Source organism: Variovorax sp. efr-133-TYG-130, from assembly GCF_030208835.1.
Classification (GTDB): Bacteria; Pseudomonadota; Gammaproteobacteria; order Burkholderiales; family Burkholderiaceae_C; genus Variovorax.
The window spans coordinates 1-26,611 of the sequence record NZ_JARVTD010000004.1 but is presented as its reverse complement, the minus strand read 5'-3'; the positions used below and the strand labels follow the sequence as shown (position 1 = coordinate 26,611).

The following is a 26,611-nucleotide window of genomic DNA, read 5'->3' as shown; positions in this document are numbered from 1 at the left end:
GGCTCAGCGCTGCGCCTTCTTGCGCTCCATGTCTTCCAGCAGGAGGTGCAGCGCAGTCAGGTGCTTGGCCAACGCCGCGCTGGCCTTGGCCGCATCGCGATCGCGCATGAGGCGCAGCACCTTGCGGCGCACCTGCACCACGTTGCTGTGCGGCGCCTGCAGCTGCGCGATGAGCCCGCGCAATATCTCCGACAGCGCGTCGATCAGCATCACGATCACCTCGTTGTGCGTCGCGCGGCCGATGAGCCGGTAGAACTCGGTGATCAGCGCGCTGTCGCGCACCGGCTTGCCTTGCCTGACCAGCTCCGCGAAGCGGTCGATGTCGGCCTCGATGGCCGCGAAGTCTTCGTCGGTGGCGCGCTCGCAGGCCAGCTTGATCGCCAGGTCGCACAGCAGGATGCGCGCCTCGGTCACGTCGGACACCGGAACCTGGTTGAGGGCCACCATGTCGCGCACCGCCTGCGTGATGCCGTCGGGATGCGATTGCTTGATGTAGAAGCCGCCGTTGATGCCGGTCAGCGCCTCCACCATGCCGGCCATCTCGAGGCTTCGCAATGCCTCGCGCACGCCGCTGCGGCTCACGCCGAACTGCTCCGACAGTTCCTTTTCGCTGGGCAACCTGTCACCCGCGGCGAGCTGGCCGTCCGCCAGCTGCTGGCGGATCTGGTCGCAGATGGCTTCGAATGCGCGGCGCATGCGCACGGGCGCAAAAACGGGGGTGGTTTCCGACATGGCTTTTTCCTCCTCTAGGTCACGAACGATGGAAGCGCTGGGCTCGGAGCCGACAGTGTGCCTGCCCGGGCAGGTGCGGATTGACCATTGTCGCAGAACTAATTATGGTTCAACCAATGCAAATCAAAGACGAACCAGGAGACATCCGATGAACCCAGCGCGCCGCCATACCCTCGCCACCGGCCTCGCCATCGCGGGGGCCGCCTCCCTGCCCTCCTTCGCCTGGGCCGACCCGGCCTATCCGAACAACGTCATCAAGTTCATCATCCCGACGGCGGCCGGCGGGGGGCACGACACCATGATGCGGGTCATCGGACAGAAGCTCACCGAGGCCTGGGGCCAGCCGAGCATCGTCGAATCGAGGGCCGGCGCGAGCGGTGCCATTGCGGCCGCCACCGTGGCGCGGGCGACACCCGACGGCTACACGCTGCTGGTCAACTACAGCGCGCTGATCAGCAACCTGGTGCTACAACCCACCCAGACCTACAAAATGTCGGAGCTCGCGCCCATCAGCATGCTGGCGCTCACGCCGATTGCCATCGGCGTACGCGAATCGCTGAACATCAAGACGCTGAAGCAACTGGTGGACCTCGCCACGAGCAAGCCCGGCAAGATTTCCTACGGCTCGTACGGACCCGGATCGGGCGGCAACTTCGTCGGCGAGTTGCTCAACATGACGGCGGGCATCGAGACGGTGCATGTGCCCTACAAGGGTGAAGCACCCGCGCTGCAGGACCTCATCGGCGGCCAGATCGACACGGCAGTCGTGTCGCTGGGGGGCGTTTCCCGCTACCCCGGAAAAATCCGTGCGCTGGCAGTCGCAAGCCCGAGCCGGTTTCCGCTGTATCCCGACGTGCCGACCTTCGCGGAGGCCGGATACCCCGAGGTCGTGATGCCGGGTTTCGGTGCGCTGTTTGCACCGGCCGGCACACCGAAGGCGATCATCGACAAGCTCTCGACCGAGATGGCGCGCATCGTCAAATTGCCTGACGTGGCTCCCAAGCTGCTGGAACTGGGCTTCGAGCCTGCAGGGTGGGGCCCGGCCAAGCTCTCGGCCTTTCTCGCCGAGCAGCTGGAGCTGACCAAGAAGCTGGTGGCTTCCGGTCGCATCAAGCTCTGAGCGTCACTCCAGAGCCCGGGCTGCCGGGCCACCGCCTCGCTCAGTCGATCCAGCGGCTCGCTTCGCCGAGGGTGGCGCGCGAGGTGCGGAACTGGTTCGCAGGGTGCGCCGTGTCTTCGTAGCCGAAAGAAATTCCGCAGACCACCTGGCGATCTTCCGGAACGTCGAACCAGCGGTGCAGGAACTTCGCGCGCGAAGCGATGGCCGCCTGCGCAATGCTCGCGACGCCCCGCGCGCGGGCTGCCAGCATGAAGTTGCTCACGTATGCGCCGCAGTCGAGCACGCCGTAGGTGCCCAGCACCGCCTCGGTGGTGACCAGCGCCATGTGCGGCGCACCGAAGAAGCCAAAGTTCAATGCAGCCTGCCGTGCCGAGGCCTCGCGGTCGCCATGCGCGATGCCCACGCTTTCGTACAGCTGGAAGCCGCATTCCCGCCGCCGGTCGCGGTACACGCCGCGGTATTCGGCGGGGGGCGCGATGTCGAAGGACGGGTCGGCCGATGCCTCCGGGGTGGCCATGGCCAGGCGCAAGCGCTCGGTGGCGGCCGCGCTGGTCACCGCGATCTGCCATGGCTGCGAGTTGCACCACGAGGCGGTGCGCTGCGCGGCCCGCAGGATGGCGTCGATCACCTCGCGCGGCACAGGCTCCGCGAGATAGCCGCGGCAGCTGTAGCGGGCGTCGAGCACGGCGTCGAAGGCGGCGGCCTGCGCGGCATTGGCGGCGTCGTGCGCATTCCTTGTCTCAGGGTCCATCGATAAAAACTCCTATGGTTGATCCATTTTAAAGGTTATTGATCTTCCAGCTTTACAGGCCCAGCTGCCGAAAGATAGCATTGGTTCTACCAATTTGGTTCTCCAAAGTGGACACACCAGAACCAGGGCCCGTGTCCGCCCCGCACCTGCTCCATAAGGAATCTGCTTCCATGCTCTCCCACGAAGACAACGAAACCCTGGTCCGCGTCGGCGCCGGCACCCCGATGGGGCAACTGATGCGCCTCTACTGGATTCCCTTCTTGCCCAGCCGCGATCTCCAGGCCGACGGGCAGCCCCAGCGCGTGCGCCTGCTGGGCGAAGAGCTGCTGGCGTTTCGCGACAGCGAAGGCCGCGTCGGCCTGATCGACCATGCCTGCCCGCACCGCGGCGCGCCGCTGGTTTTCGGGCGCAACGAAGACTGCGGCGTGCGCTGCATCTACCACGGCTGGAAGTTCGGCGTGGACGGCCATGTGCTCGATACGCCGGCCGAGCCCGCGCAGAGCCGGTTGAAGGACACGGTCCAAATCAAGAACTACCCCTGCCGCGAGCGCAACGGCATCGCCTGGACCTACATGGGACCCGACCGCGACAACCTGCCGCCGCTGCCCAACCTGGAGTGGAACCTGGTGCCCGAGGAGAACGTGTACGTGAGCTTCCGCGTGCAGGAGTGCAACTGGCTGCAGGCGGTGGAAGGCGAGATCGACTCGGCGCACGCCCCCATCCTGCACGGGCGCATCGACCAGCAGGGCGCCATCAGCGACTGGACCGCCAAGAAAGACTTGCGTCCCACCTTCGAATGCAAGCGGCAGGACTTCGGCATGAGCGTGGCTTCGAAGCGCGTGCTCGACGAGCGCACGCACTACTGGCGTGTGAACCAGTTCCTTCTGCCCTTCTACACGCTGGTACCGCCGCAGTCGCAGTACCCCGAGCTCAGCGGCCACGCCTGGGTGCCGCTGGACGACCACCACACCCTGTGCATCATGTTCTCGTACCACCCGACGCAGCCGTTCTACGAAAAGACCCGCAAGATCTTCGACAACGGCCACGCGGGCCGGGAGACCGGCCACCCGAGCGTCAACGCCTATGCGCCGCGCCCGCCCACTGAGCCCTACGCGAAGTACTGGACCAAATTCAACCTGCAGAGCGCGTTCCTCTTCAACTACGACGCGCAGACCAAGACGTGGTTCTCCGGCCTGCCCGGATTGTGGGTGCAGGATGCGGCCTGCCAGTCGGGCGTCGCGCCGATCTACGACCGATCGAAAGAGCACCTGGGCATGAGCGACACCGGCATCGCCATGACGCGCCGGCTGCTGCTGGAAACCGTGCGCAACCTCTCGGTGCGCCAGCAGCGCCCGCCGCGCATCGAAGACCCCGACCTGCCGATGGTGCGCGCGGTGTCTCTCACACTGCCTGCCAGCGAGTCGTGGAACGATTCGGGGCGCGAGGCGATGACCGCGCGGCTGGGCGCCGACTTCGGCTACACGCCATGAACATGCCCGCTCCCATCGACCTGCGCCTGCGCCAGATCCGGCTGGAGGCGGAGGGCATCGCGTCGTACGAGTTCGTTTCGGCCAACGACTGCGCGCTGCCCGCCTTCACCGCCGGCGCGCACATCGACCTGCACCTGCCGCACGGCATGGTGCGCAGCTATTCGCTGGTCAACGCACCCTCCGACGGGGGCCGCTACGTGGTGGCGGTGCAGCGCGACGCCGAAGGCCAGGGCGGCTCGGCGTGGATGCACGCCACGCCGCGCGTGGGCGACCGCCTGCGCGCCACGCCGCCGAGCAACGACTTCGCCCTGATGGAAGACGCGGCGCATTCCGTGTTCATCGCGGGCGGCATCGGCATTACCCCGATCATGTCGATGCTGCGCCGGCTGCGCGAGCTCGGCCGGCCGTGGCGCCTGCACTACGCGAGCCGCTCGCCGCGCGAGACCGCCTACGCCGACGCACTGCGCGCCATGGCGGGCGACGGGCGCGAGGTCGATTTCTGCTTCGGCTCTTCGCGCACTGACCGGCTCGACATCGCCGCCATCGTGCGCGAGGCGCCAAAGGGCACGCACCTGTACTGCTGCGGCCCGGCGCGCATGATCGACGCCTTCCTCGCAGCCTGTGGTTCGCGGCCCGCGGCCACGGTGCACTTCGAGCGCTTCGCCGCCGCCAGCGAGGCCGCCACCGAAGGCGGCTACGACGTGGTGCTGGAGCGCAGCGGCCAGCGCCTTGCCGTGGCGCCGGGCAAGACCATTCTCGACACGCTGCTCGACCACGCCGTCGACGTTCCGTACGCCTGCACCGCCGGCGTGTGCGGCACCTGCCGCACCAAGGTGATCGCGGGCGAGCCCGACCATCGCGACGACTTCCTGAGCGCCGAGGAAAAGCAGGCCAACGACAACATCATGATCTGCTGCTCCGGCGCGCGCTCGAAGACGCTGGTGCTCGACCTTTGAGCGGCAGGCACACCATGGCCACCAAGCTCGCCCACTCCGCCGATGCGCAGGAACCTGCCGGCAGCCACGCCGGCCAGGGCGCCATTGCCGGCATCCTGGCGTACCTGCGCGACCGCCGCCTGCAACCCGGCGATCGGCTGCCCTCGGAGCGCGACCTGGCCGAGCGCCTGGGCGTGGGCCGCAACGCCGTGCGCGAGGCGCTCGCCACGCTGGTCACGCTGCGCATCGTCGAGTCGCGGCCCAACTCGGGCATCTATCTGCGGCACGTGGAGCGCGAATCCAGCTTCGAGGCGCTGGTGATGCTCACCGACATGGGCGGCACGCCCACGCCGGCGGAGGTGGCGGAGACGATGGAAGTGCGCGGTCATCTGGAGGTGCTGGCCGCCGGCCTCGCCTGCCAGCGCCGCACCGACGCCGACCTGGAGTGCATGGAAGCCGTGCTGCGGCGTACCGAAGAAGTGCTGTTGCAACACGGAAACATCGCCGCCGCCGACACCGAGTTCCATATCGCGCTGGTCAACGCCACGCACAACTCGGTGCTGGTGCGCGTGCTGCATGCCTTCTACCGGTTCACGGGCGAGCGCCGCCAGGCCATGTTCGAGGACACGGCACAAGGCAAGGCCTCGCTGCGCGACCACCGCCGGCTGTTCGAACACATCCGCGCAAGAGATTCGGCCAAGGCGCAGCTGCTCATCCTGCAGCACATGGACCGCGCCCGCAGCTACTGGTCGACCGTGCTCGGCAACTGAATCGATCCGACCTGAACCGGCCCACGCATTCACGAAAACAAGGAGACCTCACCATGAAACCCGCATTCCTCCCCCGACGCACCCTGCTGTGCACCGCGTGCATGTGGCTCGCGGCCGGCGTGTCGCCCGCATTCGCCCAAGGCAACTACCCGAGCAAGCCGATTCGCATGATCGTGCCGTATGCCGCCGGCGGCAGCACCGACCAGCTCGCGCGCGCCATCCAGCAATCGATGAGCGAGACGCTGGGCCAGACCGTCATCGTCGAGAACAAACCCGGGGCGGGGGGCACCATCGGGGTGGACTACGTCGCGAAGGCCCCGGCCGACGGCTACACGCTGGTGTTCGGCAACACCGGCCCCAACGCCGTGGTCGGGCTGATGCGCAAGGTGCCGTACGACGAGCTGAAGGACCTGCGGCCCGTCTCCACCGTGGCCATCACGCCGATGATCCTGGCCGTGCCCGCCGACAGCCCCGCCAGGACGATGAAGGAGTTCCTCGCGTACGCGAAGAAGAACGGCACGTCCTTGAACATCGGTTCCGTCGGCAACGGTTCGCTGTCGCACCTCACGGCCGAATACTTCAACGAGGCCGCGGGCCTGAAGCTGCAGCACATTCCGTACAACGGCGGCGCGCCGATGATGACGGCCTTTGCCGGCGGCCAGCTGCAGGCCGCCTTCGTCACCGGCCTGGACGGCGCCACGCTCGTCAATTCGGGCAAGGTGCGCTACCTCGCGGTGGGCACGCTCAAGCCCACCGAAACGGTGCCGGGCCTGCCGGCCATCGCGGACGACCTGCCAGGCTTCAGGAGCTCGGCATGGTTCGGCGTGCTCGCGCCCAAGGACACCCCCCAGGACGTCATCGCCAGGCTGCAGGCCGCGGTAAGCACCGCTGTCGCGCGACCCGAAGTGCGAAAGATGTTCTCCGAGCGCAACGTCGAGGCGCGCAGCAGCACGCCGCAGGAACTCGAGAAGCTCATCCGCGACGAAATGGCGCAGTGGGGCCCGGTCGTGCGCAAAGCCAACATACAGATGTGAGAACCACCTTCATGCTTGAAAACCTCGAAACCGATTTCCCCGAACACACGCCCCGCCCCGCGGGCGCGCCGCAGGCGCTCGAAGGCATCAAGGTGGTCGACTTCACGCACTTCATCGCGGGCCCGTTCGCCACCATGATGCTGGCCGACATGGGCGCGGACGTGTTGAAGATCGAGGCCCCCGGGCGGGGCGACGACTTTCGCCAATACCCGCCGGTACACCCCGAGCTCGCCCAGGGCGCGCCCTTTCTCTGGTCGAACCGCAACAAGCGCAGCGTGGCGCTCGACCTGAAGACACCCGAAGGGCTGGAAGTGGCGCGCGCGCTGGTGGCCACGGCCGACGTGGTGGTCGAGAATTTCTCCACCGGTGTGATGGAGCGCTTCGGCCTGGACTACGAAAGCATCCGCAGGACCAACCCGGAGGTGGTCTATTGCTCGGTCTCGGCCTATGGACGCGAAGGTGCATTTGCCGACCGCCTGGGCTTCGACCCCATTGCCCAGGCCGAGAGCGGCTTCGTGTCGATGAACGGCTATGCCGACCGGCAGGGCGTGCGCGCGTTGTCACCGGTGATGGACATCAGCACCGCGATGATGGCGTCCAACGCCATACTCGGCGCACTGGTGGCGCGCGAGCGCACCGGACACGGCCAGTCGATGGAAGTCGCGCTGTTCGACAACGCCGTGCTGATGACGGGCTACGCCACGCTGCAGCATGTGTTCAGCGGCGCCGAGCCCCAGCGCCATGGCAACACCAGCCCCGACACCTGCCCTTCGGGCGTGTTCGAAGCGCAAGACCGTTCGTTCTACATCAACTGCGGCAACAACAAGATCTTCCAGCGGCTGATGACACAGGTGATCGAGCGGCCGGACGTGGCCGACGACCCGCGCTTCGCCAACGGACGCGAGCGCTCCGCGCGGCGCGAAGAACTTTTTGCGCTCCTGGGCGAAGCCTTTGCGCTGCAGCCGTGGTCGCACTGGCAGGCGCGCATGCGCGCGGCCGGCGTGCCGTGCGGAGAGGTGCGCTCGGTGGGCGAGGCGATTCGCTCTCCGGAGGCGCGCGAGCGGCGGCTGGTCACGCGCATTCCGCATCCGGGCGTCGGCTGGGTGCCCAACATGGCGCTGCCCATTCGCTTTGGCCGCACGCCCATCGCCGACCCGGTGGCCGCTCCCACCGTCGGGCAGCACACGCATGAAGTGCTGCGCGAGGCGCTCGGCTACGACGACGTCCGGCTGGCAGGGCTGGCCCAGGCCGGCGCCTTCGGTCCACCGGCCGTGCGGCACGAAACCGCTGGCGCGCCAGCATGACGCCAAGGTCGCTGCGCGGCCGTGTCGCCATCGTCGGCATCGGCGAGACGCCGTACTACAAGCACGGGCAGTCGCCCGACGCCGAGTTCAAGCTCGCGCTGAAGGCGATCATCGCGGCCTGCGCGGACGCGGGCATCGACCCGAGGGACATTGACGGCTTCGCCTCGTACAGCGACGACCGCAGCGACGCATCGCGCCTGGCGGCAGCGCTGGGCACACACCGCCTGCGCAGCGCGACCATGCAATGGGGCGGCGGCGGCGGCGGGTGCTGCGCGGCCGTGGCCAACGGCGCGGCAGCCATTGCCGCCGGGCTGGCCGATTGCGTGGTGGTGTTCCGCGCGCTGGCACAAGGGCAGAACGGCCGCTTCGGCCAGGTGCAGGGCGTGGACACCATCTCCGGCGAGAAGGCCTACCTGATGCCCTACGGCGTGCTCTCGCCGCCGCAACGCTTCGCCATGCGCGTGCAACGCTTCATGCACGAGCACGGTGTGCGGCAGGAAGCGATGCGCGCCATCGCCATGGCCTCCTACCATCATGCGCAAGCGAACCCACGTGCCGTGATGCACGGCAAGCCGCTGGACGCAGCCACCTACGACGCCTCCCGCTGGATCTGCGAGCCCTTCCACCTGTACGACTGCTGCATGGAAAACGACGGCGCCGCGGCCATCGTGCTGGTGGCCGCCGAGCGCGCAAAAGACTTCGCGTGCAAGCCTGCCTACCTGCTCGGCGCGGCGACCGGCTCGGGCTACCGCGCAGGCGCCATTCCCCACAATGCGCCGGACTACGCGAGCGCGAGCTTCACCACGGTGGCACCCGAGCTGTACGCCATGGCCGGCATCACGCCCGCCGATGTCGGCGTGGTGCAAAGCTACGAGAACTTCACCGGCGGCGTGGCGATGGCGCTGGCCGAACACGGATTCTTCCGCCCCGACGAGGCGAACGAATTCCTCACGCTCGACAACCTGCTCGCGCCCGCGGGCCGGCTGCCGCTGAACACCAGCGGCGGCAACCTGGCGGAGTGCTACATGCACGGCTTCGAGCTGGTGCTGGAGGCCGTGCGCCAGGTGCGCGGCACCTCCACCAGCCAGGCCCGCCGCAGCGACGTGGCGCTGGTGATCGGCGGGCCGATGGTCACCCCCGTGAGCGACCTGCTGCTGGCATCGGAGAACGTGCTGTGAACGACACGACGACCACGCACTACCTGCCGCCCGGCTTGCCGGTTCCGGTGCCGGAGCCCGACGGCCTCTCGGCGCCTTATTGGTCGGGCCTTCGCGAGGGCCGGTTGCGCGTGCAGCATTGCGTCGCATGCGGCACCTGGCAATTCGGCCCCGAATGGCTGTGCCACCGCTGCCACGCATTCGACCCGGCCTGGGAAGAGGTGGCGCCGCGCGGGCGCATCTTCAGCTGGGAGCGTGTATGGCACCCGGCGCATGCGGCCCTGAAAGGGCGGGGTGCCTACCTGGTGGTGCTCGTCGAGCTGCCCGACGCCGGCCATGTGCGAATGGTCGGCAACCTGCTGGGCGACCCGATGCAGACAGTGGCCATGGGCGCCGAAGTCGAGGGTGTGTACGAGCATCACGCGCAAGCGCAACCGGCGTTCTCGCTGCTCCAATGGCGGCTGAGGGGTGCGTCATGAGCGGGCCTCTCGAAGGCTTGAAGGTGGTCGAGTTCGCAGGGCTCGGACCCGGTCCTTTCGCTTGCATGCTGCTGAGCGACATGGGCGCCGACGTGGTCACCATCGACCGGCCGGGCCGCAAGCTCGGCGACCGCAGCGACATCACCGGCCGGGGCCGCAGCGTGGTGCTCGCCGACCTGAAGAGCCCGGAGGCACGCGCGCAGGTGCTGCAACTCGTGGACCGCGCGGACGTGCTGGTCGAAGGCTTTCGCCCCGGGGTGATGGAGCGCCTGGGCCTGGGACCCGACGTGATCGCGGCGCGCAACCCGCGCCTGGTCTACGGCCGCATGACCGGCTGGGGCCAATACGGACCGCTGGCGCAGTCGGCCGGCCACGACATCAACTACATCGCGCTGACCGGAGCCCTGCACGCCATCGGCGCCCCGGGTGGCGCACCGGTGCCGCCGCTCAATCTGGTCGGGGACTACGGGGGCGGCAGCCTGTACCTGGTCGCGGGCATCCTGGCGGCGCTGCACGAGACGAAGCGCTCGGGACGGGGGCAGGTGGTCGATGCGGCCATCACCGACGGAGTGAACTCGCTGATGAGCCTGTTCGCCAGCAGCGCACTGCGCGGAACCTTCGTCGAGCAGCGCGGCCGCAACGCGCTGGACGGCGGGGCACCGTACTACGGCACCTACGCGACGGCCGACGCGCGGCATGTGTGCATAGGCCCCATCGAGCCCCAGTTCTTTGCGGACCTGTGCGAACGCCTCGGCGTGGACCCCGCCCTGCGCGATGCGCAGAACGACCGGGCGCGCTGGCCCGCTTTGCGTGCGGAGCTGGAGCGCATCTTCCTGATCCGCACGCGCGACGAATGGACTGCGTTGCTGGAAGGAAGCGACGCCTGCTTCGCGCCGGTGCTCGCACTCGGCGAGGCGCGCGCTCACCCGCATCAGGTCGCGCGCGATGCGTTCGTCGATGTGGACGGCGTGGCACACCCCGCACCAGCGCCGCGTTTTTCGCGGACACCATCGAACATTCAAGGACCGGCGCCATCGCAGGCCCAAGGCCTGAACCAGGTGCTGCGCCGTTGGGAATGATGGTGCGATCCAGCACCGGCGGCCACCGGTGGTCGCGCCACCGGGCCGACGTGTTTCAGCGCCCCACCCGCCCCTGCACGCCCTCCGCCAGCCAGTTCATCTTCAGGATCTGCTCGTCGCCCAGCTGGGCCCCCTTGGCGATCACGACGTGGCCATCGTTGTCGCGCACATCGGCCGCCACCGCACGGAACGGCTGCAGCCTGCCGGCGGCGATGTCGTTCTGGCGCGCCAGCACTTCGTCCTGCACGGCCTTGGGCACCTTGGTGCCGAAGTCGCCCACGCGGATCATTCCTTCCTTCACGCCGCCCCAGAGGCTGCCGCTTTTCCAGGTGCCGTCGAGCACGGCTTTCGCACGCTGCGTGTAGTAGCCGCCCCACTGGTGCGTGACCGCGACGATCTGCGCGTCGGGCGCGATCTTGCGCATGTCGGAGTGGTACGCGATGGCCAGCTTGCCGCGCTCCTGCGCCGCGGACATCACGGCCGTGGAGCCGGTGTGGAAGGCCACCACGTCGGCGTTCTGGTTGAACAGCGCCATCGCCGCGTCGCGCTCCTTCGGCGGATCGAACCACTCGTTGAGCCACACGACGTGCACCTTGGCACCCGGGTTCACCGAGCGCATGCCGAGCGTGAAGGCGTTGATGCCCTGCAGCACCTCGGGAATCGGAAAGCCCGCGACGTAGCCTGCCACGTTGGTCTTCGTCATGCGGCCGGCCGCGATGCCCGCGAGGTAGCGCCCCTCGTAGTAGCGCGCGTTGGCCGTCGCCACGTTGGTCGCGGCCTTGTAGCCGGTGATGGACTCGAACTTCACGTCAGGGAAGTCCTTCGCCACCTTCAGCGTCGGCTCCATGTAGCCGAAGCTCGGCGTGAAGATGAGCCGGTTGCCCTGCTGCGCGAGGTCGCGGATCACGCGCTCGGCATCGGCGCCTTCGGCCACGTTCTCGACATAAGTGGTCCTGACCTTGTCGCCGAGCGCCGCCTCGACGGCCCTGCGGCCCTCTTCATGCTGGCGCACCCAGCCGGCGTCGGTGACCGGCGTGACATAGACGAAGCCGATCTTCAGCGGTGCCTTGGGGGCCTGCTGCTGCGGCTGCGGCTGCGAAAAGGCGGGAGATAAAAAACAGGCGGCTGCCCACGCCAGAACGGCGCGGCCCGCGAGGTTTTTGTACATGGTGTTCCTCTACATGGCCCCGGAAATGCAAAACCCCGCAGCCGGCCGGGACGCCCGGCTGCGAGGGAGCGGCATTTTAAGCCGGGGCGCCGCCCACGACGCGGCCGGGGCATTGGCCTACTTCAATGTCGGCGCTTCGCCTTAGGGCCGCGGCGCCGGGCTGCGCGAGCCTAGGGCCACAGTTTCATCACCGAGAGAAGAAAGAAAGGCCAGCCACCATGACCGCATCCACCGTCAACGACTCGCTGACCCCGCTCGATATTTCGCAAGCAGTGCTGGAGGGCGAAGAAAACCCCAACGTCGCGCGCCCGCTCTCGCCCAAGGAGCAGGCCGCAACCGGCGTAGCCCAGGAGCAGGGGCGCCGCGCACGCCTGCAACGCGCGCTTCGCAGCCCGGCCTTTGCATGGGGCGGCGCGGCTGTCACAGGGCTGGCGCTGGCGATGTTGTACGCACGCCGCACGCACCGCATCTGACCGCAACGACGATTGCGCTAGGACGAGGCGGGGTCGTGCGCGGTCTCGCCGGGCAGGCCCGCGCCAAGGCCACCACCGCCCTCCGCACCACTGCCTCTTCCTGAACCCCCGCTGCCCTTCCCTCCTCCGCCCTCGCGCGAGCCAGCACCCTTGGCCCGCACCGGGCCCTGCTTGGGAATGCCGAGATGCGGCGGGATCGGATCGAGGTCGAGCACGTCACGGATGAAAAGGCGCAGCGACACCACCAATTCCGCCGTTTCCACCGGCCTCCCTGCCACCATGTCGTTGGCAGCCTGCGCCGCGAGGCGCACCTGTTCTTCGGTGCCCAGCAGGATGACGTCCGACAGCGCAGCCTCGACCGCATCACGGATGCGCCGGCGCCGATCGGAGGCGGTGAGCGCTGACGTCTCCGCGCCTTCAAGCGCGCGCAGTTCGCGCAGATGGCTGGGATCCACCGACAGGTCTCCCGTGAAAGAACCGCCAAGCACCTTGTAGGCTGCGATCAGCGTCTTGAGCCGTTCGTTGATCTGGCGGTTCTGCCGCTCGCGCCGCTGCTGCACGCCGTGCATTACGACGAGGCGGATGCCCACCGCCACCAGGGACACCACAACGAGGCCCAGCAGCGTTGTCAGAAGGCCCTGCCAGGAACTGAAGTCGAGTGAGTTGCGCATGGTGCCGGATGATCATACGACCGCCGCCATACAGGCCGTGGCCATCCTGCGGGGCGGCAACCAGGTGGCGAGATTGCTGGCGGGCCGAATGCGCACAATCGCGCCATGCACCCGTTCATCGAACTGCTGCGCGAACGCCGCACCGCATGCCTGTGGGCCGGCCTCGCCTTCTCCGGCTTCGGCAGCGAGCTCAACCGCATGGCCGTGCTGTGGCTCGCCATCGAAGTTGCCGGCTCCAGCGCCAGCCTCCTGCCCCTGGCACAGCACGCGGTGGTGCTGGTTGTGAGCCTGGGTGCCGGGCTCTTCGCGCACCGCCTCTCGCCAAGAGCCACGATGATCGGCACCGACCTGGTGTCGGCGCTCGTCGCGGTGCTGCCCGTGGTGCTCGCGGGCATCTACGGGCTGACGCTCTGGAGCCTCGTCGCGTCGGCAATGGCGCTGGCGGCGTTGAGCGCGCTGTTCCAGCCTGCGCTGCTGTCCAGCATTCCACATGTGGCGGGAACGAAGGAGCGGGTCCAGGGCGTCAATGCGTTGCTGGACGCCACGACGCGGCTGTCGCGGCTGACCGGCCCCTTCGCCGCCGGCCTGCTGGCCGCGGTGCTGCCGGTGCTGCACTTCCTGACCGTGAACGCCGTGAGCTTTCTCGCTTCCGCATGGGCCGTGGCCGCGATGGGCAAGCTCGGCAAGCTCGGAGAGAGGCCCGCCGCGCCCGCCCCGCCGGTGCCGGTCTCCCGGCGCCTGATGCAGGGTGCCACGCTCATGGTCCGGCACAAGGACATCCGCCTCCTGCTGCTGGCCAACACCGCAGTGCTTGCAGCCTGGACCATCGGCGTGAGCCTCGGCCTTCCGTTCCTGGTCGCGCAGACAGGGTTGTCGGGCCTTGGCCTGAGCGGCCTCGGCGCGGTGGCGGCCCTTGTGGCCGCATACGGCGCGGGCGACTTCCTGTCGAACTTCTGGGTGGCTGCCCACCGGCCAGCGCGGCTCGGCCGCTTCATGTTCAACGGCTACGTCGTCCTCGGCGGTGCGCTGGCGGTGGTGCCACTGCCGTTCTGGCTGCTGCCGCAGGCCGCATGGCTGCCTTCGATGATGGCCGCGGCCTTCGTGTCGGGCCTGGGCGGGCCGATGTTCTTCATCCCCATGATGACCTTCCTGCAGACACGGCTCGAAGGCGCCGAACTCGCCAGCATCATCCGCCTGCGCCTCGCGCTGACGGCCGCGGCCATGATGGCCGGCGCGGGGCTCGGCGCGCTGCTGTTCGGCGGGCTCGGCGCGGCTGTCACAGTGGTCATGGCAGGCGGGCTCATCGCGCTGGTCGGCGCATGGGGCAGCCTGTGGCACCCTGACGTCGGCAATTCGTGAACAAATTCACAGAAGCTCCCACCTTGGCCTGCGCAGCCACACTGCTGTCAGTAACGATCCTCTGACATTTAGATACGTTAAGTTACGATTGTGCGGTCAGGCCCTGGTCAGTTCGGCCACCGGGCCAAGTCTTACCCCAGCACAACGAACGGAGTCCCGGTGATTGCTGTCAGCGGCGCATTGCAGCGCAAATTCGAACCCTCCCCTGTCCGGCTGGAGTCCCGCAGCGGCTCTTCCATGCGTACCCTCTGCTGCGTCGTTGCCATCTCGGTGTTCGTCAGCGGCTGCGCCACGGCCAACATCACCTACACACCGCGCCCCAGCCAGGACACCGCGCAGACAATCAAGTACACCGACGGGGTGGGTACGCTGACCGAGAAGGACGAATCGCGCGAGCTCTTCGTCTACTCGCGCTTCAAGATGCAGGGCCCGACCCAGCCGACTTTCACGCTGGGTTACGCGAACAACACGGCCGCGCCCGTGAACTTCAGCACCGACAACGTCAAGGCCTATTTCCGCGGGGCGCCGGTGCAGATCTACACCTACAGCGAGCGCATTGCCGAGATCCAGTCGGAGAAACAGGCCAAGCAGGTGGCGCTGGCCATCATCGGCGGACTGGCCGCCGGCGCGGCGGCCTATGGTGCCTCGCGCCAGACCTACCGCCAGAACTACTCAGGCTCGGTGGTCGGCCGCCACGGCATCACGAGCTTCGCCGGCACGAACACGGTGCGCGTCTACGACCCCGTGGCCGGCATGCTGGCCGGCGCGGCCGTGGGCGGCGCCACGGTGCTGGGCATCCGGCAGATCGAATACAACGCGGAGAGCCAGGAGCAGTCGGCCAACTCGATCCTGCAGCTGAACACGGTGGAGCCGCTGCAGATGGTGACGGGCGACCTGGTCTTGAAGAACTGCTGCGACCCGAACCCCCGGCCCGACGACGTGATCCGCCTCGAGGTGACGGCGAGCGAGAAGACTTCGGTGTTCGAGTTCGTGCGCTCGCAAGTCAAGACCCGCTGAAAATCCCCGGCCACGGCCGCCATGACGTCACCCCTGCGCCTCGATTTCGATTTCGCGCCGCTGCCGAACACGCCCACGCTGCCGAAATGCACGGTCGTGAGCGCGGCAGGCTATGCCTTCTTCAGAGACGAGAAGGTCGCGCTGGCCTTCGGCACGACCTGCGTGGCCGTGGCAGTGGAAGGCCGGGAGCCCGTGGCGGTGCCCTACTTCGAGCTGGCCGAACTCTCGCTCGGCAATCACGCGATCACGACGACGGGGCACACCTACCCGGACTTCGGCCTGTTCGGTGGCCTGCTGTCCGGCGGCTCCACCAACAAGGAGGTCACCAGCTCGACCACGCAGCCGAGCGCCCAGACCTTCATCTCGCTGGTCACGCACGTCGGCGAGCTGCACCTGCTCTTCACGGGCCTGTCGCCGGCCGTGTTGCGCATGTTGCTGGCGGAGGCGTTCACCGTCTGGCGCCAGAACCAGCCGGACTGGCTCGAGAAGCGGCGCAAGTCCGTCGATGCATACGTCGATCGCGAGGGGCTCGACGAGCAGACGCGCACCGCGCTGAAGGAACGACTGCTCACTTCCCTGGTGCCGCTCGCGCCACCACCGGCACCGTTCGGCCCGTTCGCCGGCACGGCCATGGCGGGCGATTTCGAGGCCCCCGTGCGCATGGGCGTGTGCCCATCGTGCAAGGCGACGATTCCGTTCTTCTCCGAGGAATGCCCCAAGTGCCAGGCACTGTTCGGGCCTGACTCGGCATGGCAGGTCCGGCCGCTTTGACCTGAGCGGGCCGCCGCTGCGCGCCCTTCCCGCACGGCGATGGGCCCCGCCGCCAATCGGCAGGCGCGCCATCGCCCGCGCCGTCACACAATGGGCCCGCCCCATGACGAATCCGACGACCACAGACGCCGCCGCAACAGAAGCAGCGGACACCGCCACCGACACCCACTGGCAGCGCAACCTCGCCGTGTGCATGTTCGGCTCCTTCACCACCATCATCGCGATGACGCTGCTGCTGCCGTTCCTGCCGCTGTACGTCGAGCAGCTGGGCGTGAAGGACCATGCGGCCATCGTGCAATGGTCGGGCGCGGCCTATGGCGCGACCTTCTTCAGCGCCGCGCTGGTGGCGCCGCTGTGGGGCCGGCTGGCCGACCGCTATGGCCGCAAGCCGATGCTGATCCGCGCGAGCCTGGGCATGTCGGTGGCGATGGCGCTCATCGGCATCGCGGGCAACGTGTGGCAGCTCGTCGGCCTGCGGCTGCTGGCCGGGCTGCTGGGCGGCTATGCCTCGGGCTCGATGGTGCTCGTGGCCACGCAGACGCCCAAGGCGCGCACCGGCTGGGCGCTGGGCACCATGTCGTCGGCCATCATGGCGGGCAACCTCGTGGGCCCGCTGGTGGGCGGCGTGCTGCCGCCGCTGATCGGCATCCGCGCGACCTTCTTCGCGGCGGGCGCGATGATCTTCGTGGCTTTCCTGGCCACCGCCTTCCTGATCCGCGAGGAAAGGAGAACTCCCGCCGCGTCGAAGCAGCGCGGCGCGGCCGAAGCCGGCTGGGCCGCGGTGCCCGACAAGCGGCCGCTGGTCGCGATGCTTTTCACCGGCATGCTGCTGATGCTGGCGAACATGTCGATCGAGCCGATCATCACGGTGTACGTGGCCACGCTGGTCGAGGACCCGAACCGCGTGACGATGGTCGCCGGCCTCGTGATGTCCGCGGCCGCGCTGGGCAGCATCCTCTCGGCCTCGCGCCTCGGCAAGCTGGCCGACCGGGTGGGCCACTGGAACGTGATCGTCGGCTGCCTCGCGGTGTCGGCGGTGCTGCTGGTGCCGCAGGCCTTCGTCACCTCGGGCTGGCAGTTGGTGGTGCTGCGCTTCCTGATGGGGCTGTCGCTCGGCGGGCTGCTGCCGTGCATCGCGAGCGTGATCCGCCACAACGTGCCCGAGCGCGTGGCCGGCAACATGCTCGGCTACTCGACCTCGGCGCAGTACACCGGCCAGGTCGCGGGGCCGCTGCTCGGCGGCTTCGTGGGCGGGCACGTGGGCATGCGCGCCGTGTTCCTCGGCACCTGTGTGCTGATGGCCGCGGGCGCCGGGTGGAACTGGCTCGCGAAGCGCCGGCAGCCGCCGGGCTGACCGCCGTGCGCTAGGGAATGCCGCGCGCCAGCAGGTGGTCGACCAGGCGGCGCTGCGGAAACGTCAGCGCCTCCTGCCGCGTGCACAGGTACATGCGGCGCGAGGCCCATGCGTCGCTGAGATTGATGAAGCGCAGCTTCATCTCCTTGCGATAGGCCACGGCGGCGCCCTCGGGCAGGATGCCCACGCCCATGCCCGCCTCGATCATCCGGCACACGGCCTCGAAGCTCTTCACCCGCACACGCAGTCGCAGTACCTTGCGCGCGCTCATGGCGGCGTCTTCCATCGTGCGGGAGATGGCCGAGTCGTCCTCCAGCCCGACGAAATCGAAGTCGAGCAGTTCCTCGAAGGACACCTCGCGCCCGCGCCACGGATGCTTCTGCCGCACGATGGCCACCAGCCGGTCGGTGCGGTAGGGAATGAAGTTGAGCGCGGGGTCGACCGCCTCGCTGGTGATGACGCCCACGTCGGCCTGCCGGTCGCGGATGGCCTGCACGATGTAGACGCTGCGGTGCTCCTCCACGCTCACGCGGATCTCGGGGTAGCGCACGCGGAAGCTCGCCACGTCGTCGGGCAGGAACTGGCCCATGGCCGAGGCATTGGCATGCAGGCGCACGCGGCCGGTGGCGCCCTGCGCGTAGTCGGACAGGTCGGCGCGCATGCGATCGACGTCGCGCAGGATCTGGCGCGCATGCATGGCCAGCGACTCGCCGGCGCCGGTGGGCGTCACGCCCTTCGACGTGCGGTTCAGCAGCGCCACGCCCAGGTGCCCCTCGAGAATGGCCAGGCGGCGGCTCGCGGCCGACAGCACCATGTGGCTCTCGGCGGCGGCCTTCGACAGGCTGCCGTGCTCAATGGCGCGCAGGAAAAGCGCCAGCGAATCGAGGTCGGGTCTCATCGGGTTCTCGTCGTTCTGCGGGGCCGCCATTGTGCGGCCGGCTCGTGCGGCCGGCGCGGCGCCGGAGCGCCGACGAAATCCTTTCGGCCGGATGCCGCAGAAAAAGACAGATCTTCTGCAAACCCTGCCAGCCGGCCAAAACGAAGAAGCACTTTCCGCGCGCGCGGCGGAAGAATCGTTGCTGCCTCGCCGCCTACCCCGGCGGGGCGTTTCGCAGGCCGGCACCCTACCGGGGCCATGCCCGCATTCCACGAGTCCTACCCGGAGTCTTTTTCTGTCATGGCATCCCACGAACTGGCCAGCGTTGCGCTGGACGACAAATACACGGCCACCGAAGGCCGGATCTACCTCAGCGGCATCCAGGCACTGGTGCGCCTCATGCTCGTGCAGAAATGGCGCGACCGGAAGGCGGGACTGAACACCGCGGGCTTCGTCTCGGGCTACCGCGGCTCGCCGCTCGGCGGCCTGGACGAGGCGCTCTGGAAGGCACAGCCGCAGCTGGAAGCCAACGCGGTGAAGTTCCTGCCCGGCGTGAACGAGGAACTGGCCGCCACCGCCGTCTGGGGCACGCAGCAGGTGCACCTGACCGGCGAAGCGGCGGTCGACGGGGTGTTCGCCATGTGGTACGGCAAGGCGCCCGGCGTGGACCGCTGCGGCGACGTGTTCAAGCACATGAGCCACGCGGGCACCTCGCCCAACGGCGGCGTCCTGCTGGTGGCGGGCGACGACCACGGCGCTTCTTCTTCCACGCTGCCCAACCAGAGCGACCACCTGTTCGCGGCCTCGATGATCCCGATGCTCTATCCGCAGAGCGTGGAGGAATACATCGAACTCGGCCTGCACGGCTTTGCGATGTCGCGCTTCGCCGGCCTGCCGGTCGGCTTCAAGGCGCTGGCGGACACGGTCGAGTCGTCGGGCTCCATCGCCGCCGGTGCGCTCGACGTGCACACGCGGCTGCCCTCGGACTTCGTCTTTCCGCCCGGCGGCGTGCATGCGCGCCTGTCGACCGACACGCTCGGCGTGCAGGCGCGCAAGCAGGAAGCGCTGATGCAGGACTACAAGATCTACGCCGCCATCGCCTATGCGCGCGAGAACCGGCTGAACCGCGTGACCATCGATTCACCCAAGGCACGCCTGGGCATCGTGGCCTCCGGCAAGTCGTACCGCGACGTGCTGGAGGCGCTGGAAGAGCTGGGCATCGACGCGGACGAAGCCGCGCGCATCGGCATTCGCCTCTTCAAGGTGTCGATGCCCTGGCCGCTGGAGCCCGATTCGATCCGCGAGTTTGCCGACGGGCTCGAAGAGATCCTGGTGGTGGAGGAAAAGCGCCAGATTGTCGAGTACCAGCTCAAGGAGCATCTCTACAACTGGCGCGAGGACGTGCGCCCGCGCGTGATCGGCAAGTTCGACGAACAGGGCGAATGGGGCGCGCATCCACGCGGCAAGTGGCTGCTGCCGGCCACGGCCGACTTCTCGGTGGCGCAGATCGCGCGCGTCGTTGCCGCTCGCGTGGCGCGCTTCCACACCAGCGACCGCATCCGCACGCGGCTGGCCATCCTCGACGCGAAGGACGTGGTGCTCGGCAAGGCCGTGGCCACGCCTTCGCGACCGGCCTGGTACTGCTCGGGCTGCCCGCACAACACATCGACCAGGGTGCCCGAAGGCAGCCTCGCGCTTGCGGGCATCGGCTGCCATGTGATGGCCACCGCCATCTACCCCGAGCACAACAAGACCACCACGCACATGGGCGGCGAAGGCGCGCCCTGGCTGGGGCAGGCATGGTTCTCGAAGCGCAGGCACGTGTTCGCGAACCTGGGCGACGGCACCTACTACCACTCGGGTTCGCTCGCCATCCGCGCGGCCGTGGCGGCGGGCGTGAACATCACCTACAAGATCCTCTACAACGACGCGGTGGCCATGACGGGCGGCCAGCCGGTCGACGGCCCGATCACCGTGCCGCGCATCGCACACCAGATGGCGGCCGAGGGCGTGAAGCGCCTCGCGCTGGTGGCCGAGGACCCGACGCGCTGGGCCGATCGCAGCATGCTGCCGCCAGAGCGCGATGGCTTCGTGCTCACCGTGCACCACCGCGACCAACTGAACACGGTGCAGCGCGAGCTGCGCGAGTTCGAGGGCGTGTCGGTGCTCATCTACGACCAGGTCTGCGCGGCCGAGAAGCGCCGCCGGCGCAAGAAGGGCGAGTTCCCGCAGGCCGCGCGCCGCGTGTTCATCAACGACGCGGTATGCGAAGGCTGCGGCGACTGCGGTGAGCAGTCGAACTGCACGGCGCTGCTGCCGAAGCAGACCGACCTGGGCCTCAAGCGCAGCGTGGACCAGAGCGCCTGCAACGCCGACGAATCCTGCATCAAGGGCTTCTGCCCGAGCTTCGTGACCGTGGAAGGCGTGAAGCCGCGCAAACAGGCGCCCGTGACCGCGAAGTCCGCGGCCGAGGAAGCACCGCTGCCAGAGCCGAAGCAGACCGCGCTCGACGGCATGCACAACATCCTGATCACCGGCATCGGCGGCACGGGCGTCATCACCATCGGCGCGCTGATCGGCATGGCGGCGCACCTCGAGGGCAAAGGCGTGAGCGTGCTCGACATGACGGGCATGTCGCAGAAGAACGGCTCGGTGACCTCGCACGTGCGCATCGCGCGCGACGCGGCGCAACTGAAGGCGCAGCGCATCCCTACCGGCGAAGCCGACCTGATCCTGGGCTGCGACATGCTCACGGCCGGCGCGCCGGACGCCATCGCGCGCATGCGGCCGGGGCGCACCTATGCGCTGGTCAACACCTTCGAGCAGCCGACCGGGCACTTCGCGCAGCAGCCCGACTGGCAGTTTCCGGCCGCGCAGGTGCGCGCACTCATCGAGGAGTCGGTGGAAGGTCGCGTCGACTTCGTCGACGCGACGCAACTGGCGACGCGGCTCATGGGCGATGCCATCGCGGCCAACCTGTTCCTGCTGGGCTTCGCGTTCCAGAAGGGCTTCGTGCCGCTGTCGGCGCAGGCGCTGGACAAGGCCATCGAGATCAACGGCGTGGCCGTGAAGGCGAACCAGGCGGCATTCCGCTGGGGCCGCAAGGCGGCGCTCGACCTCGCGGCGGTGACGCGCGAGGCCTCGCCGCAGAAGGTCGTGGCGCTGCAGCGGCCGCAGAGCTTCGAGGCACTGGTGAAGGACCGCACCGCATTCCTCGCGTCGTACCAGAACGCAGCCTATGCGCAGCGCTATGCGGAACTGGTCGAGCGCGTGCGCGTGCTCGAACAGCGCGAGCGCGGCGGCACCGTGCTGGCGAAGGCCGTGGCCTCGGGGCTGTTCAAGCTCATGGCCTACAAGGACGAGTACGAGGTCGCGCGGCTCTACACCGATCCGCGCTTCATGGAAAAGCTCAACGAGCAGTTCGAGGGCAAGCCCGTGCTGCGCTTCAACCTTGCGCCGCCGGTGCTCGGCCGCCGCGATGCCGAAGGCTGTGCGGTGAAGACCAGTTTCGGGCCATGGATGATGCGCGCGTTCCGCGTGCTCGCGAAGCTGCGCGGGCTGCGCGGCACGGCGTTCGACGTGTTCGGCCGCACGGCCGAGCGGCGCATGGAGCGCCAGCTGATCGAGGACTACCGGGCCATGGTCGAAGACATTCTGGAGCGCTTCGACCGCATCGACTTCGACAGCGCGCTCGCGCTGGCGCGGCTGCCGGAGCAGATTCGCGGCTTCGGGCATGTGAAGGAAGAGAGCGTGGTGGCCGCGCGGGTGCGCTGGCAGGCGCTGGCCGGGCAGCTGGAGCGCGGCACGCCGCAGCGGCAGCTGCTCAGTGCCGCCGCCTCATGACGACAGGGCGGTAACGGCGGCCGGCAGCCAGGATCCTGCCTCCCGTGCCGATCAGGGCAAAATTCCGGTCGCCGCGCCGGCCGGCGCCGTTTTTCTCCATGCCGCCCACCACGCCCGAACCGCCAGAACCGTCCGCGCCCCCGCCCCGCCTGCGCTACCGCAACGTGGCCGCATGGACGGCCGCCTGCGCGCTCGCGCTGCTGCTGATCGGCCTGGCCGGCCAATGGGCCGCCGTGCGCGAAGCGAACTTCCAGGCCGACTCGATCCGCCGCGCCATGGAAGTGCATGTGCTCGGCCTGCGCGACTCCGCCGGCAAATACAGCTACCTGCCCTTCACCGCCGGCCTGCACCCCGAAGTGCTGGCCGCGCTCGCCCACCCGCAGGACGCCGCCGTGAAGCAGCGCGCCAATCTCTACATCCAGGAAGTGAACCGCCAGGCCGGCTCCGACGCGCTGTACCTGAGCGACCTGCAAGGCCTCACCCTGGCCGCGAGCAACTGGAACACGCCGCAGAGCTTCGTCGGCGAGTCCTACGCCAACCGGCCCTACTTCCGCGATGCGCGCGCCGGCCGCAGCGGCCTGTTCTACGGCCTCGGCCAGACGACCGGCGAACCCGGCCTGTTCATCTCGGCACCGGTGCGGCCGGACGGCGGCGCGGTGCTGGGCGTGGTGACTGTCAAGGTCAGCCTGCGCCAGCTGCAGGAGGCCTGGACCTTCGTGCGCGACCCGATCCTGCTGACCGACGCGCGCGGCATCGTGTTCCTGAGCTCGGTCGCGCCGTGGATGTACCGGGCCACGCGCGCCTTGTCACCCACCGACGTGGAAGGCATTCGGCGCGACCAGCAGTACGGCGCGCGCACCGATTTCCCGCTGCTGCCGTGGCAGCTCGAGCGCGGCGGCGACCAGCCCGGCTACCTGGTGCGCACCAGCATCGGCGGCAAGACACGCCGCTTTCTCGCGGTCGACGAGCCCCTGCCCGACCTCGGCTGGACGCTGACGGTGATGGCCGACCACGCCGAAGTCGACCGCGCGCGCGAACGCACCTGGATGCTGGGCCTGCTGGTCGCAGGCGTGCTGCTGCTCGGCGGCCTGTACTGGCAGCTGCGCGAACGCCGCTTCGCCGAGCAACGCGACGCACGCCGCGACCTGGAATTGCGCGTGCGCGAACGCACCCACGCACTGGACGAAGCCCACGCCTTCCGCAAGGCAATGGAAGACTCGCTGCTGGTCGGCATGCGCGCGCGCGACCTCGAAGGCCGAATCACCTACGTCAATCCGGCCTTCTGCGAGATGACGGGCTATGGCGCCGACGAGCTGCTCGGCCGGCTGCCGCCCTACCCGTACTGGCACCCCGACGACGTACCCCGGCACTGGCACCACTACGACGCCATGATGAGCGGCCAGCCCGCGCGCTCGGGCTTCGAGTCGCGCTTGCGGCACCGCGACGGGCGCGAGGTGATCACCATGGTCTACACCGCGCCGCTGATCGACGCCGACGGCCGGCACAGCGGGTGGATGAGCTCCGTGGTCGACATCACCGAGCAGAAGCGCGCCGAGCTGCGCCAGCGCCAGAACGACGAGCAGCTGCAGCACGCCCAGCGCCTGGCCAGCCTCGGCGAAATGGCATCCACCCTGGCCCACGAGCTCAACCAGCCGCTGATGGCGCTGAGCAACTTCGCGAGCGCGGCCAAGGCCTTTGCCGAGCAGGGCAACCAGGCGCTGCTGGTGAGCAGCCTCGACGAGACCATGGCGCAGGCCCAGCGCAGCGCCGAGATCGTGCGTCGCATCCGCGGCTTCGTGCGCCAGCGCACCGTCGGCACCGAAGACTGCGCCGTGGCGGCGCTGGTGACCAACGTGCTCGCGCTGCTGCAGGGCGAGATGCGCCAACGCCAGGTGCGCGCCGAAGTGCGCGTGCCCGCCACGCTGCCCCCGGTGCGCGGCGACCGCGTGCTGCTCGAGCAGGTGCTGCTCAACCTGCTCTCCAACAGCCTGCAGGCCATGCAGGCCACGCCGCAGGACCAACGCGTGGTGGAAATCGACGCCGAGGTGCTCGACGGGCGCATGCGCATCCGCATTGCCGACCACGGCCCGGGCATCGATGTCAGCCTGGCCGAGCAGGTGTTCGCGCCCTTCTTCACCACCAAGGCCGGCGGCCTGGGCCTGGGGCTCAACATCTGCCGCACCATCGTCGAAGCCCACCGGGGCCGCCTCTCCTTTGCCGACCGGCCCGGCGGTGGCACAGTCTTTACCCTTGCGCTGGAAATTTCACCGCCATGAACGCTCTTGCCAACAACCTGTGCATCGTGGACGACGACGAGGCCGTGCGCCGCTCGCTGGGCCTGCTGCTGCTGTCGCGCGGCTATGCGGTGCAGACCTTCGCCTCCGGCGAGGCTTTCCTCGAAGGCGCCGACCTCCAGCGCGCGGGCTGTGCCATCCTGGACCTGCGCATGGAAGGCATGAGCGGCCTGCAGGTGTTCGACGCGCTGCGTGCACAGGAAAGCCCGCTGGTGGTGATCTTCCTGTCCGGCCACGGCGACATCCCCATGGCGGTGGAGGCCGTGCAGAACGGCGCCTTCGGCTGGCTGGAGAAACCCTGCAGCGACGAACAACTTCTCGACAACATCGCCCGCGCGCTGCGGCAGGCCGGCGAGAACGCCGTGCGCCGGCAGGCACGGCAAGCAGCGCAGGCGCTGTGGGACAAGCTCACGCCGCGCGAGATGCAGGTGGCCCGCCTCGTGGCCGAAGGCAAGCCCAACAAGCAGATCGCGCTGGAACTCGCCCCGCTGGAGCAGCGCACGGTGGAAACGCACCGGGCGCATGTGTTTGCGAAGCTGGGGTTGTCCAACAGTCACCAGCTCGATCGGTTTCTGCGGGAGCATGCGCTTTGACATGAGCTACAACATCTACATCACGCGCCGCGAAGACTGGTTCAGCGAAGACGGCCCTGAGATCTCCCTGCAGGAGTGGATCGACCTCGTTCATGCCGACAAGGAAATGCGGCTCGACGGATACGCCGAAGCAACAACAACAACCGAAGGCGACGTGCTTCGCGTCAATGACCAGAGCATGGCCGTATGGCTCGAATACTCCCAGCATGGCGTCGACGGGAACATGGCCTGGATGTGGCATCACCAAGGCAACTTCGTCGCGAAGAACCCCGACGAAGAAATCCGGCGCAAGATGTGGCGACTCGCCCAGGCCGTTTCGGCCAAGGTGCAGGGAGAAGAGTCGGAGCTCTACGGCGCGGACGGCCAGATGCTGCTTGAGGAAGCACCGGTGGCGAAAGATGCCCGGAGCAAGCCGTGGTGGCGTGTCTGGTAGGAACCAGGCCAACCCGAATGGAGATCGATGATGGAAGAACAGACGGTTCGAGCGGCTATCGATCGACACTGGGCTGCATCCGCTGCGGGCGACCAGGTCGCTGAGCACGAGATCTATCACGACGACGCCGCGTGCATCTACCCGCAGTCGGGCGAGGTCATCCACGGGCGACAGAACCTGCAAGCGCTTCGAAGCCATCACCCAGGCAAGCCTTCAGGGTTTGTTGTCCGGCGAATCGTAGGAGAGGGAAATCTCTGGGTGACCGAATATGCGATCGACTATGAGGGCAAGAGCGCCTTCACGGTGAGCATCATGGAATTCCGGGACGGAAAGGTCGCGCGCGAGACCCAGTACTTTGCAGTCCCTTTCGAAGCTCCGGCCTGGCGCCAGCAATGGGTCGAAGGGCTCGCATGATCAAGATGGCGGTCAGCGGCATGCAGCAGGTTTTCTTGTCTGTTCGACCTATTCATGTCCACAGCATGTGTCGATCTCCATTGAGCATGGAATTTTTTCACTAGGAATGGAACAGTGATTTCTTTGAAATCAACGACTTAGAGGTGTGTTTCGGTCCCGGCCGCCGCCCAGCTCGCCAAATTGACCCCTAGCGTCAGGATTTGCTCGGCGGGCCATGTCGGCGCGCGCAAGGGCGCCAGCGTCGCGCGTCGCTACCTGCGCTCATCGTGATCCATGGCGGCACGCCTCTTCCCCGCCGGATCGCAAGGCGTAGCCTGAAGCCTTGCGGAAGGTGCGCCTTCCAGTGGCAATCGTCGAGTCTTTGCCAGGCTGGGGCGGACGGGCCAGACCGGGCCCGGCTCGAGCGGGGCAGAATGCTCTCCGAGGGCCGCACTCGGCGGCGGATTCAACCGGTCGATGCAACACACTTATAACTGCGTAGGCAGAAGGAGTG

Annotated in this window: 24 protein-coding genes; 19 read left to right on the top strand and 5 right to left on the bottom strand. The window is 68.3% G+C overall.

The features are described 5' to 3' along the window. Window positions 1-3: 3 nt before the first annotated feature. On the bottom strand, window positions 4-732 hold the full coding sequence (locus QRN67_RS06590) for a FadR/GntR family transcriptional regulator (protein WP_106938179.1): 729 nt from the start codon (window positions 730-732) through the stop codon (window positions 4-6). Between the two features lie 148 nt (window positions 733-880). Between QRN67_RS06590 and QRN67_RS06585 the strand changes: the two genes are divergently transcribed. Next, the gene (locus QRN67_RS06585; RefSeq protein ID WP_285411170.1) at window positions 881-1,852 is read left to right on the top strand and encodes a Bug family tripartite tricarboxylate transporter substrate binding protein; all 972 of its coding nucleotides are present in this window, start codon (window positions 881-883) and stop codon (window positions 1,850-1,852) included. A 40-nt stretch (window positions 1,853-1,892) separates the two neighbouring features. Here QRN67_RS06585 and QRN67_RS06580 read toward each other — a convergent pair whose 3' ends face one another. Then, window positions 1,893-2,603 (bottom strand): nitroreductase, encoded by a 711-nt coding sequence (locus QRN67_RS06580; RefSeq protein ID WP_081268895.1) that lies wholly within the window; start codon window positions 2,601-2,603, stop codon window positions 1,893-1,895. A 170-nt stretch (window positions 2,604-2,773) separates the two neighbouring features. Here QRN67_RS06580 and QRN67_RS06575 point away from each other — a divergent pair, with 170 nt between their 5' ends. Genes QRN67_RS06575 through QRN67_RS06540 form a run of 8 tightly spaced genes read left to right on the top strand, consistent with a single transcriptional unit; the run spans window position 2,774 to window position 10,851 of the window. Then, window positions 2,774-4,093 (top strand): Rieske 2Fe-2S domain-containing protein, encoded by a 1,320-nt coding sequence (locus QRN67_RS06575; RefSeq protein ID WP_081268896.1) that lies wholly within the window; start codon window positions 2,774-2,776, stop codon window positions 4,091-4,093. Continuing rightward, window positions 4,090-5,049 (top strand): PDR/VanB family oxidoreductase, encoded by a 960-nt coding sequence (locus QRN67_RS06570; RefSeq protein WP_285411169.1) that lies wholly within the window; start codon window positions 4,090-4,092, stop codon window positions 5,047-5,049. The genes QRN67_RS06575 and QRN67_RS06570 overlap by 4 nt, the downstream gene beginning before the upstream one ends. Before the next feature lie 14 nt (window positions 5,050-5,063). Further along, on the top strand, window positions 5,064-5,798 hold the full coding sequence (locus QRN67_RS06565) for a FadR/GntR family transcriptional regulator (RefSeq protein WP_285411168.1): 735 nt from the start codon (window positions 5,064-5,066) through the stop codon (window positions 5,796-5,798). Between the two features lie 53 nt (window positions 5,799-5,851). After that, window positions 5,852-6,832, top strand: coding sequence for a Bug family tripartite tricarboxylate transporter substrate binding protein (locus tag QRN67_RS06560; protein ID WP_081268899.1), 981 nt, complete (start codon window positions 5,852-5,854; stop codon window positions 6,830-6,832). 11 nt (window positions 6,833-6,843) lie between these two features. Further along, on the top strand, window positions 6,844-8,136 hold the full coding sequence (locus QRN67_RS06555) for a CaiB/BaiF CoA transferase family protein (protein ID WP_081268900.1): 1,293 nt from the start codon (window positions 6,844-6,846) through the stop codon (window positions 8,134-8,136). Then, window positions 8,133-9,314, top strand: a complete 1,182-nt coding sequence (locus QRN67_RS06550) for a thiolase C-terminal domain-containing protein (protein WP_285411167.1) — start codon at window positions 8,133-8,135, stop codon at window positions 9,312-9,314. Before QRN67_RS06555 ends, QRN67_RS06550 begins: the two co-directional genes overlap by 4 nt. Then, complete coding sequence (locus QRN67_RS06545; protein WP_285411166.1) at window positions 9,311-9,772, top strand: Zn-ribbon domain-containing OB-fold protein; 462 nt, start codon at window positions 9,311-9,313, stop codon at window positions 9,770-9,772. The genes QRN67_RS06550 and QRN67_RS06545 overlap by 4 nt, the downstream gene beginning before the upstream one ends. Beyond that, on the top strand, window positions 9,769-10,851 hold the full coding sequence (locus tag QRN67_RS06540) for a CaiB/BaiF CoA transferase family protein (protein WP_285411165.1): 1,083 nt from the start codon (window positions 9,769-9,771) through the stop codon (window positions 10,849-10,851). The genes QRN67_RS06545 and QRN67_RS06540 overlap by 4 nt, the downstream gene beginning before the upstream one ends. A 55-nt stretch (window positions 10,852-10,906) precedes the next feature. Here QRN67_RS06540 and QRN67_RS06535 read toward each other — a convergent pair whose 3' ends face one another. Beyond that, window positions 10,907-12,019 carry a BMP family ABC transporter substrate-binding protein gene (locus QRN67_RS06535; RefSeq protein WP_285411164.1) on the bottom strand — a complete coding sequence of 371 codons (1,113 nt, stop codon included), beginning with the start codon at window positions 12,017-12,019 and terminating at the stop codon, window positions 10,907-10,909. Window positions 12,020-12,237: 218 nt separating this feature from the next. Here QRN67_RS06535 and QRN67_RS06530 point away from each other — a divergent pair, with 218 nt between their 5' ends. After that, a complete protein-coding gene (locus QRN67_RS06530) occupies window positions 12,238-12,492 on the top strand; it encodes a hypothetical protein (protein WP_285411163.1) in 255 nt (84 codons plus the stop codon). Window positions 12,493-12,509: 17 nt separating this feature from the next. On the opposite strand, the gene QRN67_RS06525 is transcribed toward QRN67_RS06530, so the two are convergent. Beyond that, window positions 12,510-13,163: a hypothetical protein gene (locus QRN67_RS06525; RefSeq protein WP_285411162.1), complete on the bottom strand. Its 654-nt coding sequence runs from the start codon at window positions 13,161-13,163 to the stop codon at window positions 12,510-12,512. A 105-nt stretch (window positions 13,164-13,268) separates the two neighbouring features. Here QRN67_RS06525 and QRN67_RS06520 point away from each other — a divergent pair, with 105 nt between their 5' ends. From QRN67_RS06520 to QRN67_RS06505, 4 genes are all read left to right on the top strand, one after another. Beyond that, a complete protein-coding gene (locus QRN67_RS06520) occupies window positions 13,269-14,522 on the top strand; it encodes an MFS transporter (RefSeq protein ID WP_285411161.1) in 1,254 nt (417 codons plus the stop codon). 237 nt (window positions 14,523-14,759) lie between these two features. Beyond that, a complete protein-coding gene (locus QRN67_RS06515) occupies window positions 14,760-15,539 on the top strand; it encodes a hypothetical protein (protein WP_106938165.1) in 780 nt (259 codons plus the stop codon). Window positions 15,540-15,560: 21 nt separating this feature from the next. Beyond that, window positions 15,561-16,310, top strand: coding sequence for a hypothetical protein (locus tag QRN67_RS06510; protein WP_285411160.1), 750 nt, complete (start codon window positions 15,561-15,563; stop codon window positions 16,308-16,310). Window positions 16,311-16,413: 103 nt separating this feature from the next. Next, complete coding sequence (locus QRN67_RS06505) at window positions 16,414-17,664, top strand: MFS transporter (RefSeq protein ID WP_285411159.1); 1,251 nt, start codon at window positions 16,414-16,416, stop codon at window positions 17,662-17,664. A gap of 10 nt (window positions 17,665-17,674) precedes the next feature. On the opposite strand, the gene QRN67_RS06500 is transcribed toward QRN67_RS06505, so the two are convergent. Then, window positions 17,675-18,562 (bottom strand): LysR family transcriptional regulator, encoded by an 888-nt coding sequence (locus tag QRN67_RS06500; RefSeq protein WP_081268972.1) that lies wholly within the window; start codon window positions 18,560-18,562, stop codon window positions 17,675-17,677. Between the two features lie 279 nt (window positions 18,563-18,841). Here QRN67_RS06500 and QRN67_RS06495 point away from each other — a divergent pair, with 279 nt between their 5' ends. The 5 genes from QRN67_RS06495 (at window position 18,842) to QRN67_RS06475 (ending at window position 26,118) form a co-directional block, all read left to right on the top strand. Further along, window positions 18,842-22,384 (top strand): indolepyruvate ferredoxin oxidoreductase family protein, encoded by a 3,543-nt coding sequence (locus QRN67_RS06495; RefSeq protein ID WP_285411158.1) that lies wholly within the window; start codon window positions 18,842-18,844, stop codon window positions 22,382-22,384. Between the two features lie 98 nt (window positions 22,385-22,482). Continuing rightward, the gene (locus QRN67_RS06490) at window positions 22,483-24,660 is read left to right on the top strand and encodes a sensor histidine kinase (protein WP_285411157.1); all 2,178 of its coding nucleotides are present in this window, start codon (window positions 22,483-22,485) and stop codon (window positions 24,658-24,660) included. After that, complete coding sequence (locus QRN67_RS06485; RefSeq protein WP_081268913.1) at window positions 24,657-25,271, top strand: response regulator transcription factor; 615 nt, start codon at window positions 24,657-24,659, stop codon at window positions 25,269-25,271. The genes QRN67_RS06490 and QRN67_RS06485 overlap by 4 nt, the downstream gene beginning before the upstream one ends. 1 nt (window position 25,272) lies before the next feature. Further along, window positions 25,273-25,704 carry a hypothetical protein gene (locus tag QRN67_RS06480; RefSeq protein ID WP_285411156.1) on the top strand — a complete coding sequence of 144 codons (432 nt, stop codon included), beginning with the start codon at window positions 25,273-25,275 and terminating at the stop codon, window positions 25,702-25,704. A 30-nt stretch (window positions 25,705-25,734) separates the two neighbouring features. Next, entirely contained in the window at window positions 25,735-26,118 is a 384-nt protein-coding gene (locus QRN67_RS06475; protein ID WP_285411155.1) for a nuclear transport factor 2 family protein, read from the top strand. Window positions 26,119-26,611 lie beyond the last annotated feature (493 nt).